Annotated in this window: 12 protein-coding genes; 10 read left to right on the top strand and 2 right to left on the bottom strand. The window is 58.6% G+C overall.

Annotation, left to right across the window (positions count from 1 at the left end):
• Positions 1-289 precede the first annotated feature (289 nt).
• A complete protein-coding gene (locus tag ACZ500_RS17255) occupies positions 290-1,339 on the top strand; it encodes a beta-ketoacyl-ACP synthase III (protein WP_464228646.1) in 1,050 nt (349 codons plus the stop codon).
• Positions 1,340-1,528: 189 nt separating this feature from the next.
• Here ACZ500_RS17255 and ACZ500_RS17260 read toward each other — a convergent pair whose 3' ends face one another.
• Positions 1,529-1,984 carry a ferritin-like domain-containing protein gene (locus ACZ500_RS17260; protein ID WP_464228647.1) on the bottom strand — a complete coding sequence of 152 codons (456 nt, stop codon included), beginning with the start codon at positions 1,982-1,984 and terminating at the stop codon, positions 1,529-1,531.
• Between the two features lie 648 nt (positions 1,985-2,632).
• On the opposite strand from ACZ500_RS17260, the gene ftsH reads away from it, so the two are divergent.
• From ftsH to mfd, 5 genes are all read left to right on the top strand, one after another.
• Positions 2,633-4,471: an ATP-dependent zinc metalloprotease FtsH gene (gene ftsH, locus ACZ500_RS17265; RefSeq protein ID WP_464228648.1), complete on the top strand. Its 1,839-nt coding sequence runs from the start codon at positions 2,633-2,635 to the stop codon at positions 4,469-4,471.
• The gene (folP, locus tag ACZ500_RS17270) at positions 4,468-5,334 is read left to right on the top strand and encodes a dihydropteroate synthase (RefSeq protein WP_464228650.1); all 867 of its coding nucleotides are present in this window, start codon (positions 4,468-4,470) and stop codon (positions 5,332-5,334) included. The genes ftsH and folP overlap by 4 nt, the downstream gene beginning before the upstream one ends.
• A complete protein-coding gene (locus tag ACZ500_RS17275; protein WP_464228651.1) occupies positions 5,321-6,133 on the top strand; it encodes a type III pantothenate kinase in 813 nt (270 codons plus the stop codon). The genes folP and ACZ500_RS17275 overlap by 14 nt, the downstream gene beginning before the upstream one ends.
• Positions 6,134-6,666: 533 nt before the next feature.
• Positions 6,667-7,641, top strand: a complete 975-nt coding sequence (locus ACZ500_RS17280) for a S66 peptidase family protein (RefSeq protein WP_464228652.1) — start codon at positions 6,667-6,669, stop codon at positions 7,639-7,641.
• A 144-nt stretch (positions 7,642-7,785) separates the two neighbouring features.
• Positions 7,786-11,409, top strand: a complete 3,624-nt coding sequence (mfd, locus tag ACZ500_RS17285) for a transcription-repair coupling factor (RefSeq protein WP_464228653.1) — start codon at positions 7,786-7,788, stop codon at positions 11,407-11,409.
• 42 nt (positions 11,410-11,451) lie between these two features.
• Here the strand turns inward: mfd and ACZ500_RS17290 are convergent, their stop codons facing one another.
• Positions 11,452-11,586, bottom strand: coding sequence for a hypothetical protein (locus tag ACZ500_RS17290; protein ID WP_464228654.1), 135 nt, complete (start codon positions 11,584-11,586; stop codon positions 11,452-11,454).
• A 55-nt stretch (positions 11,587-11,641) separates the two neighbouring features.
• On the opposite strand from ACZ500_RS17290, the gene ACZ500_RS17295 reads away from it, so the two are divergent.
• The 4 genes from ACZ500_RS17295 (at position 11,642) to ACZ500_RS17310 (ending at position 15,860) form a co-directional block, all read left to right on the top strand.
• Positions 11,642-12,616, top strand: a complete 975-nt coding sequence (locus tag ACZ500_RS17295) for a peptidylprolyl isomerase (RefSeq protein ID WP_464228655.1) — start codon at positions 11,642-11,644, stop codon at positions 12,614-12,616.
• 12 nt (positions 12,617-12,628) lie between these two features.
• Complete coding sequence (locus ACZ500_RS17300) at positions 12,629-13,582, top strand: helix-turn-helix domain-containing protein (RefSeq protein ID WP_464228656.1); 954 nt, start codon at positions 12,629-12,631, stop codon at positions 13,580-13,582.
• Position 13,583: 1 nt separating this feature from the next.
• The gene (gene tyrS / locus ACZ500_RS17305) at positions 13,584-14,813 is read left to right on the top strand and encodes a tyrosine--tRNA ligase (RefSeq protein ID WP_464228658.1); all 1,230 of its coding nucleotides are present in this window, start codon (positions 13,584-13,586) and stop codon (positions 14,811-14,813) included.
• A gap of 72 nt (positions 14,814-14,885) precedes the next feature.
• Complete coding sequence (locus tag ACZ500_RS17310) at positions 14,886-15,860, top strand: sigma-70 family RNA polymerase sigma factor (RefSeq protein WP_464228659.1); 975 nt, start codon at positions 14,886-14,888, stop codon at positions 15,858-15,860.
• The last annotated feature ends 134 nt before the right edge of the window (positions 15,861-15,994 follow it).

The following is a 15,994-nucleotide window of genomic DNA, read 5'->3' on the forward strand; positions in this document are numbered from 1 at the left end:
CTCGTCTCAGCAAACCGCGAATCCATCATGAAACCGGTCGAGTGCACGACAAAACGCGTCAGATGGTTGGCGGGCCTTGGTCTTCCATCCTGGTCCTCCATCCTCCCCTGCCCGCCTCGAAGCCGATCCATCCGCTCACCGAAGAGGGGCCGTCCGCTTTGAAACGGCAACAGACCCAAACAGCCGGTTCACGCGCAGCCTGTCGGCCATTGCCAGGCAGCAAGATTCGAAACCTGTTCCATTCAGGCAGCACAAGCAGGTTCGTCGGCTTACCAGGAGAACCCTTATCATGCCAAAATCCAGGATAATTGGTACAGGATCATTTGTGCCGCAGCGCATCCTGTCCAACAATGAACTCGAATTGATCGTCGAGACAAACGACGAATGGATCACCCGACGGACAGGGATCAAGGAACGGCGCATCGCCTCGAAAGGCAAACGCGAATCGACGACGGATCTGGCGACCCAGGCAGCCGAAAACGCCCTTCGAATGGCAGGGATCGCCGCCGAAGACCTCGACATGATCGTGGTCGGAACCGTCACGCCGGACCGGCAGTTTCCGTCCACCGGCTGCATGCTCCAAACCGCTATCGGGGCATCCCGGGCGGCCGCTTTCGACGTTTCGGCCGGATGCTCCGGTTTTCTTTATGCACTGACCATGGCCGACAACGCCATCAGGGCCCACACATCCCGCTGTGCACTCGTCGTAGGCGCCGAGCGACTCTCGAGCATCGTCAACTGGCAGGACCGCAGCACCTGTGTACTGCTCGGGGATGGAGCCGGCGCAGTCGTCCTGACAAACTCCGCAAACGGGAGCGGCGTTCTTTCCACCCACCTTCGATCGGACGGCGCCTTCTGGGACCTGCTCTACGCCAGCTATGAAAGCTGCTATCTCCCCGAAAGCCTGGCTTGCATCGATCTCAAACCGTTTCAGCTCAAAATGGAGGGCAACCGGCTGTTCAAACGTGCGGTGAATTGCCTGTCCACGATAGCCGAAAAGGCCTTGGCCGAAAACGGCCTGTCGAGCAGCGATATCAACCTCATGATCCCCCATCAGGCCAACATGCGTATCATCCTTGCCATGGCACAGGCCATCGGGATCCCCATGGAAAAGGTTTACACCAACCTGGACCGCTACGGCAACACCTCCTCCGCCTCGATCCCGATCGCGCTGGATGAGGCCAACCGCGCCGGGTTGATCAAGAATGGCGACCTGTTGCTGCTGGTCAGTTTCGGAGCAGGATTGACTTGGGGGGCTTCCATCATGAGGTGGGGGATCCAGGCGCAGATCGACCATGACCGGCCACTCCTCGAAAGCAAAACGGGCGTGGAATTCTGACCTGTATCGGCTCGAAAGCGAAGGGCTGACTGCTTCCATGCGGAAACCTTCGGAAGCGTCGCGGGTTCCCGTTCTCCGGGGAGAAACAGGCTGCCCGGAGTAAAGGGCTGAAAATAAAGGACCTGAAAACAGTGTCCCCTCTTGAATTCTCCCTATTTCAAGTGCCCTTGTTCGGCGTCCGGATGGGCGTCAATCCCCCATGGCAGCCAGGTAATCATCCAGCATGGTTTCCAGCCGCAATTTGTGCTTCGCCTCTTCCTGCGCCAGCATCTCGAAGAGCTTTCGATGCTCCGCCTCGGCGGTTTTTGCGGCAAAATCCCGGTAAAAGGCATGGGCCTTTTCCTCCCGTTTCATGGCAAGGCGCAGGATATCGGCATAGGCCATGTCCGGGACATATTGCAGATCCACCAGGTAGTCGCTGCGCTTCAGATCAGGAATCTTCCTGATCGAATACCTGTCCACCTGCTCATGGCTGAAATTTTCGAGCATCCTCCGGTGACGGCGCTCCTCGTCGGCAAATTCGTGAAAAAGCTCTTTTACACCCTGCGCCGATTCGCGCCGGCTCAGATCCTCATAAAACTGCGCCGCCTCCTTTTCCTTCTCGATGGCGTACGTCATAATTTCATCGAAGGTATCGAATGGCATTCATATCCCCCTTTCACCTGGTCGCAAAATGTTCGGCCGACTCCCGTCCTCGAGGACTGCCCCGTCAGTGCATGGACTCGACAACGAAACAGCCATCCTAACAGGATGGTTTCATTACGCATCAATCTATGGGAAAACCCCTTGAGTGTCAACAGAGTCTGTGTGAAAATGAAACACTGCGGGGCTTGCCGAAAAGTTGGTTTCGTTTCAGAAATGGAAACGGGGTCGTGCTGATTCATCATCTCCGGATGAGAAGCGAGGTCCGAAATCAGGAAGGCGCTTCTCGCGAAAAATTCGACCTCGAATCGCGGTGGTAAGGAGCGGATCAAATTTTTGTGGAATTTTAGACGAATATCTTTATATTGAATCAGTTGGTTCGATCCTTGCGATTCTCATGGAAACGATCTTTCCTTCCTGGTACGTTTCCGCGATAAGATCGAGGGTTTTTCAACAGCCGAGCCTGTCCGGTTTCAAGGCTTCGGAGGGTTTCGTTTTGGCCAACATCGTCCGTAGAAGGCGCTCCGACCATGCAGGCCGGCAGGTCGCCGGACAGGTGGTTTACCGTTGGACGCAGCATAGGCATCAGAAAACCCTTTTTGAGCAGAAACCCGATCCCTCGGTCAAGTCCCATATGGAGGTCCGATTTCATTGAATCCTTTCTACAAAAACCTTGCGCTATGGCTCGTCATCACCCTGATGATGGTTATGCTGTTCCAGATCTTCAAAAATCCCGGCGGCAGCAGCGCAAGCATCGGCTACAGCGATTTTCTGGAAATGGTCGAAAAAGGCCATATCGACCGGGTAACGATCCAGGGCGACAACATTTCGGGATCGTCCGTTCAGGGGCCCTTCAAGACTTATGCCCCGCGCGACCCGGAACTCATCCAACTGCTGACGTCGAAAGACGTCAAGATCACGGCCAAACCCGAAGAGGATTCCTCGTGGTTCCAGGTGTTCCTCTCGTGGGTCCCCATGCTGCTCCTGATCGGGGTCTGGATCTTCTTCATGCGCCAGATGCAGGTGGGCGGCGGGAAGGCCCTTTCATTCGGCAAGAGCCGTGCGCGCCTGATGAGCGACTCCCAGGAAAAGGTCACCTTCGAGGATGTTGCAGGGATCGATGAAGCCAAGGACGAACTCGAAGAGGTGGTGGAATTTCTGCGCGATCCCAAGAAATTCACGCGTCTCGGGGGGCGGATCCCCAAGGGGGTCTTGCTGGTCGGATCCCCTGGAACGGGGAAAACCCTGCTCGCTCGCGCCATTGCCGGGGAGGCCGGGGTTCCCTTTTTCAGTATCAGCGGCTCGGATTTCGTGGAGATGTTTGTGGGCGTCGGCGCCTCGCGTGTGCGGGACCTCTTCGTGCAGGGGAAAAAGCATGCCCCCTGCATCATCTTTATCGACGAGATCGATGCGGTCGGCCGGCACAGAGGGGCCGGGCTCGGCGGCGGGCACGACGAACGGGAACAGACGTTGAACCAGCTTCTGGTCGAGATGGACGGCTTCGAATCCAACGAGGGGGTGATCCTGATCTCGGCCACCAACCGCCCTGATGTCCTGGATCCCGCTCTGTTGAGGCCCGGCCGCTTCGATCGCCAGGTCATCGTGTCGGTGCCCGATCTCAAAGGTCGAGAAGGAATCCTCAAGGTACATCTCAAGAAGAAGCTCGTGGCGGACAACCTGGACGTCCAGATCCTCGCGCGCGGCACCCCGGGCTTTACCGGGGCCGATCTGGAGAACATGGTCAACGAAGCCGCCCTCATGGCCGCCCGACGCGGAAAAGACCGGGTCGAAATGGCCGATTTCGAGGACGCCAAAGACAAGGTCCTCATGGGGGTAGAGCGCAAAAGCATGATCATCAGCGATGCGGAGAAGCGCATCACGGCCTATCACGAGGCCGGACACGCCTTGGTCGCCAGACTGATCCCGAATACGGATCCCATTCACAAGGTCACGATCATTCCCAGAGGCCGAGCCCTGGGTCTAACGCAACAGCTGCCCATAGACGAGCGGCATACCTACGCGAAAGACTACCTGCTGAACACCCTTTCCATTCTGATGGGCGGACGGGCCGCCGAGGAGATCGTACTGAACATGCAAACCACCGGGGCGGGGAACGACATCGAACGCGCCTCCGACATCGCCCGCAAGATGGTCTGTGATTACGGCATGAGCGAAGAACTGGGACCTCTGACCTTCGGCAAAAAGGACGAGCAGATCTTTCTCGGTCGGGAAATCACCCAGCACCGCGACTACAGCGAGTTTACGGCACAGCGGATCGACAAGGAGGTCAGCCGTATCATCAACGAAGCCTACCAGAGGACCACCAACCTCCTCAAGACGAACCTGGAATCCCTGCACAAGATCGCCCAGGCCCTCCTTGAAAGAGAAACGCTGGATGTCCGGGCCATCGACAAACTGCTGGGGATCGACCCGGTTGAGCAGGAGGACAAGCACAAAGAACCCCTTTCGTCAGAAAGCACCGCACAATGACCCTCTGGACGATGATTTGGCCGAACCACACCCTGGAATTCGGACGGCGTACGCTCGTGATGGGCATCCTGAACGTCACCCCCGACTCGTTCTCTGACGGGGGCCGGCATTTCGAATTTGAAAAGGCGATCGCCGGCGGATTGAGGATGGTCGAAGAAGGGGCGGATATCATCGACATCGGAGGGGAATCGACCCGACCCTTCGCCCCCGAACTCGATGCCGAGACCGAGACGGCACGGGTCGTACCCGTTATCGAGGCCCTGGCAAAGCGGGTCCCCGTACCGATCAGCATCGACACCTACAAAGCCGGCGTGGCCCGCGAGGCGCTGGATGCGGGCGCATCGATCATCAACGACATCAGCGCCCTTCGCTTCGACCCGGAGATGGCCCCATTGGCTGCGTCCCGCGGCGTGCCGGTCGTGCTCATGCACATGCAGGGAACTCCGAGAAACATGCAGGAAAATCCACACTATGACGATCTGTTCGGTGAAATCGGCTTGTTTCTTCAGGAGGCCGTCGAGCGGGCCCTCCGCGCCGGGATCCGCGAGGATCTGATCATCCTGGACCCGGGAATCGGGTTCGGCAAGACCTTTACGCACAATCTGCATCTCATCCAGCAGTTCTCGCGCTTCGCCTCCCTGGGAAAGCCGATCCTGGCGGGACCGTCCAACAAGGCCTTCATCGGGCACATCCTGAAGAAAAAGGCCCACGAGCGCGACACAGGCACGATGGCGGCGGTGGCGGCCTGTGTCCTGAACGGCGCCGCCGCCGTCCGAGTGCACAACGTCCGCCTGGCCGTCGAAACCGTCGCCATAGTGGATGCCATCAAGAGAGGATCCATCGATCAGAATGCGGAATCATGACATGCTGCTGCTGTGCGTCGACGTCGGCAACACCCATACCGGACTCGCCCTCAGCGACGGGGCAAATATCATCGAGCACTGGAGAATCCGGACTCACAAGGATATCACCGCCGATGAGGCGGCGGTTCTATTGGATGGACTCCTCCAGCTCAAGCAGCGCCGCATGGGCGACCTCACCCACGCCGTGGTCACATCCGTCGTCCCGCACGTCAACCGGGCCCTGCAATCGCTTTTCGAACAGTACCTCCAGATCGAAGGGCTTTTCGTGGACCATGAAACGGATACGGGAATGCCGGTCTCTTACAAGAACCCGGCCGACGTGGGCGCCGACAGGATCGTGAATGCGGTGGGGGCCTATGATAAATTTCGCTGCGCCTGCATCGTCGTCGACCTGGGAACGGCAACGACCTTCGACTGCGTCTCCCCGGAAGGGGTTTATCTTGGGGGAGCTATCGCGCCCGGGCTGATGATTTCCATGGAGGCCCTCGTCAACCGGGGATCCCGGCTGCCCAAACTGGAGCGGATTTCCAGGCCCCCGGCCGTGATCGCCCGCAGCACCCTGGACAGCATGAACTCGGGCCTCCTCTATGGATATGCCGGGCTCGTGGACGGGGTCCTGGCCAGGATGAAGCGGGAAATGGGCGGCAGGCCGATGATCATCGCCACCGGCGGGATCGCCCCGGTCATCCAGGATGTATCGGAGCACTTCGACGCCATAGAACCCTTGCTGACATTCGAGGGGCTGACGGCCATTTTCAGACGCAGCCTGTCTCTTTCCGGCAGGGTTGAGCCTGCCTGACGACGGCCGCGACCAGACGCCTCCTGCTTTCGATGCGCAAATCCGCACGGACACCCCGATCGCCCATTGCCCAAACCTTGCGAAACGGACCGCCCCCGAAGGTACCGGGGGGGAGGGTCGTTCTTCTGTCTGGATAAAGCAGCACGGATGCCGTCTGCTCTTCCATACCGAAACGGCGTTTTCCGCCTATCGGGGCCTGTCAGGACCTCGGCGCACGCGGCGGCTCCAGATCGCCTCGGAAGCAGGCGGATTGTTTTTCACGCTCGAGGCTGTCCGAAGAGCATTGCGGTTCGGTTGAGCCAGGCCCCCTGCAGCCGGTGAAGAAACCGGGATCCGCGCCGTAGCGGTGGGTCCCGGTTTGGCCCATATCGAGGAAACAAGCGTTTGCGCAGTGGCGATCTGTGGGCCACCGTACAAGCAAGCGTGCGGATTGACGCCGAAATTGGCCAAAAGGACCTTTTCCGGAAGGAAACCAGGTGGCTGATCTCTGCTGCTGCATGAAAACTGCCGACAACATCTCAGGACATGGAGATATGCACATCATCAGAAACCACCCCGAACCCGCCTGTCGAAAAACCGTTGCGGCCCTTCGCCCTGGAGACCTGATCGGGATCATCTCGCCGGCCGGGCCCGTCAAAGGGGATGATCTGCAGGCGGGGATTTCCCTCTTGAAAGCGGAAGGCTTCCGGATCCGTGAAGGCCGCTCTCTTTTGAATCGGACAGGTTACCTCGCAGGGTCTGACGCAGCCAGGCTCGAAGACCTCCACGCCATGTTTGCGGACAACGACGTCAAGGCGGTTTTCTGCTCGCGCGGCGGTTATGGCAGCCTTCGCCTGCTCGAAAAGATCGACTGGCCCCTCCTTGCAGCCAACCCGAAGATCTGCATGGGGTTCAGTGATCTGACCGCACTGCTCCTGGCCATCTGGCAACGGGCGCATTTCATCACCTTCCACGGGCCCGTGGTCAGGCAGATGGGCCAAGTGGACCGCCAGGACGTAGCCGAAACGCTCGGGGTGCTCCAGGGGGCCGCTCCCAGGCCGATCCGCCTCATTGCGGAAGGGGCCCTGCGGCCCGGAAGCGCAAGAGGCCCGCTGGTCGGCGGAAACCTCACACTTCTTTCACATCTGGTGGGGACGCCGTACTTCCCTGATCTTTCCGGCGCCATTCTCTTTGTCGAGGACCACGGTGAACAACCCTATCGGGTCGACAGAATGCTTCGCCATCTGGCGTTGTCCGGCGCGCTGCGCGGGATCTCCGGCCTGATTGGAGGAGACTTCATTCAATGCGGCGCTCCCCGGACCATCGGCGACCTGCTGCTCGAGCTGGCCGACGAACTGGATGTGCCGTGCACCATGGGGCTTCCATCCGGCCACGGTCACAGGAATATCCTGCTGCCGATCGGCGCCGAGGCCAGACTGGACACCTCGGCTGGAATCCTCGAGATTGCGGAGATGCCCATAAAAGAACCACCTGACATTCCTGAAAGCCACGAAAAACATTGCCTTTAACCGGAGCGGCTCCCCTTTTTTCCGGGCTGGCCACGCCTGCCCGGAAAAGAAGACAGTCCCCCGGGGCATCGACCGTCTGGCTTAGGCGAGGCGCCCAACTCGCTTCAAATCGCGAGGGACCAGCCACCCCAAGCCGATCCGGAGATGGAACCCATTGAGCAACCAACCATGAACGAAGCGTTGATCCATCCGATCCATCGACTGCAAGGGGCCATTGCAGCCCGGATAAACCCCATCCGGCTGAGGGGTCTTGCCGGCCCAGCCTTGAGCTATCTTTTCGCCCTCCTCGCGCAACGGCTCGACCGCCCTTGTCTGGCCATCCTGTCCAGCAAAAAGGAGGCCGAACATTTTTACCAGGAACTGCAGTTTTTTCTGGCCGAGCAGGACTGCCAACGATCCGGTGGACAACGCCGGATCTATCTTCTCCCGCCTTATGACATCTCACCACTTTCAGGCCTGAGCCCTCACCGGGAAATCGTCAATCTGAGGATCGAAGCTCTTTACGCCCTCACGTCCGCAGACAACCCCGTCGTGATCACCTCACAGGAGGTCCTCCTCTACAAGCTGCCCCCTAAGGGCCGTCTGATCCAGGCGCTCGAATACCTTGCGGCGGGGGAAGAAATCGACCGTGAACAGCTCGTGCGACACCTGGAGATCTGTGGGTATCAACGGGTTTCCCTGGTGGAGGAGCGGGGCGATTACGCCGTCCGCGGAGGGGTCCTGGATATCTTTCCCCCTTTGAGCCCAATGCCGGTCAGACTCGAGTTCTGGGGGGATCACCTCGAATCCATCCGCCTCTTCGAACCCCTCAGCCAACGTTCGGAGGGGGCCTTGGATGAATGGATCCTGTTGCCCAACAACGAGATCATCATGGACGAAGCCGCCGTTCGAAGAGCGCGTTCCATGGGCCGGCTCCCAGCCCCCGGGGCCGAAGGTTCGAATTTCCCCGGGCAGGAAGCCTGGCTGAACCACTTCTACCCGCAGCTCGACTCCCTTTTCGACTATCTGCCGGCTGATACGCTGATCGCCCATTTCGATCCGCAGCGGCTGCAAACCGGCATGAAGCGGCTGGCGGAGAGATTTCACATCGATCTCGAGCGATTCCGCGAGGAGGCGGTGGACAGAGGACTGCCTTTCCCTGAAACCGATGGCCTCGTCAACGACAGCGATGACATCCTCTCCGGCCTGTATCGCTTCCAGCGACTCGACGTAAGCGAACTCGACCTGCAGACGCCCGGGGCGTCCCAGGAGGAAAACGATATACGGATCCAGCTCGACGGCCCGTTCGGGATCGACATCGAGACCGATGTCCGGCTGACCGGCCAGGGAAGGGTGTCTTTGGCCCCTCTCGCCAACAAGATCGCCCTCTGGATTTCCAGCGGCGGCCGGGTGGTCATCGTCAGCCGCACGGCGAAACAGGCAAACCGTCTGGCGGAGATCCTCTCGAACTACGATGTGCACGTACTGGACACAGCGGAATCATGGAATGGACTTCCTCCGAAGCCGGGGCTGTGGATATGCCTGGGACGGCTCGGGCGGGGTTTCATCTGGCCCGCTGAAAATCTCTATGTCGTCAGTGAAGACGAAATCTTCGGTCAAAAACGGGGGCGAAGCAAAAACAGGGAGAAGGCACGGGAAAACGCCCTGTCCTGGTCGACCTTCAGTCAGCTCAAACAGGGCGACCTCGTCGTCCACGAAGAGCATGGCATCGGACGATACGGCGGTCTCCTCAAAATGGATATCCAGAACAGGGTCAACGACTTCATCCTGATCGAATACGCCAACGCCGACAAACTTTATATCCCGGCCGATCGCGTCAGCAGCCTGCAGACCTACGTGGGCGCCGATGAGGCAGGCCCCCGACTGGATCAACTGGGGGGGCGATCCTGGAACGTAGCCAAGGAAAAGGCCCGCAAATCCGTCAAACGGATCGCAAAGCAGCTCGTGCAGCTTTACGCCCTGCGCCGATATCGAACAGGCTACGCCTTTTCGAACCCCGATCATTACTACCGTGAATTCGAGGCAACTTTCGAGCATGAGGAAACCCCCGACCAGATCAAGGCCATTGAAGACGTCCTGGACGATATGACCTCCGAGCGCCCCATGGATCGGCTCATCTGCGGCGATGTGGGCTTCGGGAAAACCGAAGTCGCCCTGCGAGCCGCCTTCAAGGCCTTGGCCGACGGCAAACAGGTTGCCCTGCTCGTCCCCACAACGGTCCTCGCGGAACAGCATTACCAAACCTTCGAGCGTCGCCTGTCCCCGTACGGGATCGGAGTAGGCCTCATCAGCCGCTTCAAGCCACCCTCCGAACAGCGTGAAATCCTGGCCAGGGTGCGCTCGGGCAAGATTCAGGTCCTGATCGGTACGCATCGGCTGCTTCAGAAAGATGTCGCCTTCCTGGATCTCGGACTGTTGGTCATTGACGAGGAGCAACGCTTCGGCGTCAAGCAGAAGGAAACCCTCAAGAAATACCGCAGCATGGTGGACGTCCTTGCCATCACCGCGACACCCATCCCGCGGACCCTGCAGATGTCACTCATGGGCGTAAGAGATCTGAGCGTCATCGAAACCGCGCCGGAGGACCGTCTGGCCATTCAGACCTACCTCACGCCCTTTGACGAAAATCTCGTCGCGAGGGCCGTACGCTTCGAGATCGAGCGTCAGGGGCAGGTCTTTTTCGTCCATAACCGCGTCCAGACCATCGACGGAATCGCGGAGCGCCTCAGGGTGATCGTACCCGAGGCCCGAATAGCGGTCGCGCACGGCCAAATGAAAGAGAAAGACCTCGAATCGACCATGCTCGCCTTCCTCCGGAAGGAATTGGACGTTCTGGTCTGCAGCACCATCATCGAGTCCGGTTTGGACATACCCTCCGCCAACACCATCATCATCAACGAGGCCGAGCGCCTTGGGCTGGCACAGATCTATCAGCTCCGGGGGCGCGTTGGCAGATCCAAGGAGAAGGCCTATGCCTATCTGTTGATCAGCGACGGAGCCAACCTGACGAAGGAAGCCGAAAAGCGCCTCAAGGCGCTGATGGACTTTTCGCACCTCGGCGCCGGCCTGCACCTCGCCCTGCACGACCTCAAGATCAGAGGGGCCGGCAACATCCTGGGATTTGTCCAATCCGGCCAGATCGCCGCCGTCGGCTACGAACTCTACCTGAGAATGATCGAACAGGCTGTAGCGGAACTCAAGGGTGAAGAATGGCTGCCGGAGATCAACCCCGAGATCCATATCGACATGGAGGCCTACCTTCCCGAAAGCTATATCATGGATACAGATGTCCGGCTCAATCTCTACCGGCGCCTTTCGATCCTGAACGAGATCCGGGATCTGGAAGGCATCGAACAGGAGATGGTGGACCGCTTCGGCAAGGCGCCGCCCCCTGTGGCAAACCTCCTCTGGATGATGCGACTGCGTATCCTTGCCAAAAATCTGGGGATTTTACGCCTCGAGGTCGGCGCCGACAGCGTAACGCTCCATTTCGATCCCGATCGGCTGGCCGACCCGGCAAGGCTGGTGCACAGGGTGGGCACGCTCCCGAAACGCTATCGTTTCCTCGGGGAAAGCCGCTTGCGTATCCTTATGGGTCCCATTTCCCTGCCGGATGACCGCAAACGCATCGTGGAACACATCGAAGCCCTCCGTCTGGACAACCGGACAACCCGCGGGGACAACGGCCGATATCCCCCGGACCCGATGGACAGCGAAAATCTTTCTTATCGAAGATCCGCGCGGGAACTGCGGGCAGGAAAAGGATAAAACCCATGATTTTTCTTTGCATGATGGTATTGAGATGGTAGGCTAATAGGTTAAAATGCCGATCTGGCCCTTGGAGAGAAACCTGGTGGTCACGGCCGGCACCTTCCGGCAACGGTTGGAGCGGCCGGGGTAACCGGCTGTGGGAAAGGCCCACAACCCGGAGTCTAGCGGTTCCATGCACCATTTGACCGGATCGGATGCAAGCGAACATTCAGGACGGAGAGCTTTTTGTATGGATCGGAAAAGATGGACAGGTATCCTGTTTCTTTGTTTTTTCATGTTCATCACCTTTTCCCCGAGGCTGCACGCGGAGGTCTGCAACCGGGTGGTGGCCATCGTCAATGAGGACGTAATCACTCTTTACGAACTCAACCACAAGATCAAGCAACTGACCGGCATGGAACCGGAAGAACTCCGAAGCCAGGATGAAGCCGCTTTTCTGGACGCGCGCCGGAAGATCCTCGATTTCCTGATCGACGATAAAATTGCGCAGAAAAAAATAGACGAACTGGGAATCAAGGTTTCGCCTTCCGACATCGATGCGGCCGTTGAAAAGATGAAGCGGGACAACAATCTGACCCAGGAGGATCTTCTGGCGCGGATTGAACAGCAGGGGATCTCGTACGAAACCCTGCGGGATAATATAAGGGATGAGATCGAGCGCATGCAACTGATCAATTTCGAGGTGAAATCCAAGATCATCGTGCGCGAAGAGGCCATGGAAGCCTATTATGACAAGCACCGGGAACAGTTTATCACCCATGAGACCCTTCACCTGGCCGCGATCATCCTCCCCATGATCAACACCTCGGACAGGCAGGAAAAGCAGAGGCTCGAATCCCAGATCGCAGACATTCACAGACGCCTGAGCGCCGGAGAGGATTTCGGTGAACTCGCCGGCAGATTCTCCCAGGGCCCCGGTGCCAGGGAGGGGGGTGATCTGGGCCTGTTCAAGACAAGCCAGCTCAACAATGCCCTTCTGGAGGCAGTCGAAAGGCTGCAGCCGGGGCAGATCAGTACGCCCATCGAGACACCCTCGGGTTTTCAGATCATCAAGCTGATCGACCGCCAGCCGGGGGATACCAAGGCATACGAAGACGTCAAAGATGCCATATACAGCGAACTCTACCGCGAAGAAATCAACAAGCGTTACATGGAGTGGCTCGAACAGCTGAGGGATCAGGCCTACACGAAAATCATCTTCTAAACCGTGACAGGGATGGAAAACGATCGAGACATTCAAACTGAGGCGCCCGCCGGCGACCGCAGGTCCATGCCCGGGGAGGGTATCGGTGCCTATCTGCGCAATGAGCGTGAACGGCAGGGGCTGAGTTTTCAGGATATCCTGGAGCGCACCCGGCTCCAGCCCCATATCCTCGATGCACTCGAAGCCGAGGACTGGGACCGGCTTCCCTCCCGCGCCTTCGCCAAGGGTTTCCTGCGCAATTATGCCTCCAGCCTCGGCCTCGATCCGGCGACCGTCATCGAACGTTTTGGAGACGAGCTTCCCAAGCGGGCCACCCCCCTCAGGCCTCTCACCCGGGAAGTCAGACACCGGGGCCCGGGGCCGTTCCTGCTGATCGGCGGGCTGCTCCTGCTGTGCCTGCTCGGCTTTTTCCTTTTGTCCAACGGATCCAAGGACAGCCCAGAAGATCCGGTTTCCGTAGCGCCGTCCGAAACCGGTTCCGTGCCCGACGGTCGCATTCCCCCCAAGACCGATGGCCATCCCGGAACCGGCACAGAAACACCGCCTGCAGATATAGAAGCCCAGGAACTCCTCTCTGAGGCGCCAGCGCCGCGCTCCGAAGTGGAAGCACAGCCTGAGCCGACTCTTCCCGAGGAGACTACAACCGGCACCCTGTCCGAACCCGTTCGAGGAGAGACGTCTGCCGACCCCCAATCCGCACCCGCGCAACTGACCCTGAAGATGCAGGTTCTGAAACGGACCTGGGTCAAGGTCTTCGTCGACGATCAGCGCCCGGAGGAACGGATTTTTCTGCCCGGCGAAGAAAAGGCGTGGCATGCCGAAAAGGGTTTTGAGATGCGCATCGGAAACGCGGGAGGCATCAGCTTGGAACTGAACGGTCAAGCGGTGCAGAATCTGGGTAGGGAGGGGCAGGTCATTCGATTGAACCTTCCCGCGGGCTACGAAAGAAAGCGTCAGGAGAGATAAATTGGAAAACGTTCTGGATATTTTGCAGGCAAGAGGTTTCATTGAACAGGTTACGGATCTCGACGGCGTGCGGGATCTTCTCAGCCGGCCGGCAGTCTGCTATATCGGCTTCGATCCAACCGCAAGGAGTCTGCACGTCGGGAGTCTCTTGCCCATCATGTCCCTGGTCCACATGCAGCAGACCGGCCACCGCCCCATCGCCCTGGTCGGCGGCGGGACGGGTATGGTCGGCGACCCGAGCGGCAAGACCGAAATGCGCCCCATCATGACCCGCGAGCAGATCGACGAAAACGCCGAAGGCCTCAAGGCGCAGCTGTCCCGTTTTATCGATTTTTCGAACGAACGGGCCCTGCTGCTGAACAACGCCGACTGGCTGACCGAACTGCGCTATATCGACTTCCTGAGGGATATCGGAAAGCATTTTTCGGTCAACCGCATGCTGGCGGCCGAAAGCTATCGCATGCGGCTCGAAACCGGACTGAGCTTCATCGAATTCAACTACATGCTTCTTCAGGCTTACGATTTCTGGCATCTTTTCAAATACCACGACTGCCGCCTCCAGATGGGGGGCAACGACCAATGGGGCAACATCCTCGCCGGCGAAGACCTCATCCGCCGCCTCGAAGGGGAAACCGTATTTGGCTTGACCTTTCCGCTTCTGACCACGTCGGCCGGCATCAAAATGGGAAAGACACACAAAGGGGCGGTCTGGCTGGATCCGGATCTGACGTCCCCTTACGACTACTATCAATATTGGGTCAATCAGGACGATGCGGATATCCCCCGGTTTCTGGCCCTTTTCACCCTGTTGCCGATGGATGAAGTGCGTCGGCTGTCGCAGCTGGAAGGCGCCGAGATCAATGCGGCCAAAGAGGTCCTGGCCTACGAAGCGACGCGCATCTGCCACGGAAAACAGGAAGCCGATCGCGCGCGTGAGGCGGCCAAAAGCCTTTTCGGGGACGATGAAACCGCCCTGGCCGAGTCCGCACCGCAATTCACCGTTCCTATCCATGAGTTGGAACAGGGCATCCCCGCCTTCATCCTTTTCGAGCAATGCGGTCTGTGCAAAACAAGAGGGGACGCCCGCCGTCTGATCACCCAGGGGGGGGCCTACCTGAATGGAGAAAGGCTGGATGTCTTCGATCGTATCGTCGACGCCAAAGACCTGAAAGAAAAGCGCCTCCTGCTGCGTGCAGGGAAAAAGCGTTACATGCACATCGTCATGGTTTGAGGTTCACCTCTTTCCTGCAGAAGGAGCGATGTTCCGGTGACGTGAAGATGCGCCGGCCCGATGAAGGACCTTATGAAAGAAGAGGAACTGGAAGACAGCCTGCTGGAAGACGAAGCGGAAGGCGGGGAGGATCTTTCGCCTGTACCGGGCAAGTTCAGTCTCGCTCCGGCTACGGAGCGCTCGCTTGCGGCCTATGATCCCCTTCAGCGCTATCTTCTGGAGATCAAGCAATACCAACTGCTGACCCGCGAAGAGGAAATGGAACTGGCGATCCGTGTCCGGGAAAAGAACGACCAGGACGCGGCCTACCGGCTTGTGACCGCAAACCTCCGTCTGGTTGTGAAAATCGCCATGGATTTTCACCGCTTCTGGACCCGGAACCTTCTCGATCTGATTCAGGAGGGAAACGTCGGGCTGCTGCACGCGGTCAAGAAGTTCGACCCTTACCGCGGCATCAAGTTTTCCTACTACGCCTCCTTCTGGATCAAGGCCTACATCCTCAAGTCCATCATGGACAACTGGAAACTGGTCAAGATCGGCACGACTCAGAGCCAGCGGAAACTTTTTTTCAACCTGGCCAAAGAACGGGACAAGCTGATCGCCCAAGGCTTCGATCCAGAGCCGCGCCTCCTCGCCGAACGGCTGGATGTCAAAGAAGAGGAGGTCGTGGAAATGAGCCAGCGGCTCGGCGGCTGGGAGGTCTCCCTGAGCTCGCCGATCGGAGAGGATTCACGGGAGCCGTTCAGCGCGCTCCTGCCGGACCCCGGCATCGGCGTTGACGAACAGATCTCCGAGGCCGAAAGCCGCAGCCGGCTCGCCGAAAAACTGAAGACATTCCGCAAGACCCTTTCGGGTAAAGAAGCAGACATCTTCGATCACCGCATCATGGCCGAAAAACCGCTGACGCTGCAGGATCTCGGTGACAAATACAACATCTCGCGCGAGCGTGTCCGTCAGATACAGGAAAAAATCATCAAGCGGATCAAATCCTGGCTCAAGGAGGAAATCCCGAATTTCGAAGAAGAATACTCCGATTTCCTCAAATGACAACGAAACCTTTTCCTTCGATAACATAATGACTTTCCATCTAAAAGGCGCATCCGGCTTACGCCGTGCCGACAACGGCGCAGCAAGGCGAACCCGCCTCATCATTCGGAAAGATCCATATCGAGGCTGATCAT

It is taken from the genome of Desulfatiglans parachlorophenolica, assembly GCF_055394735.1.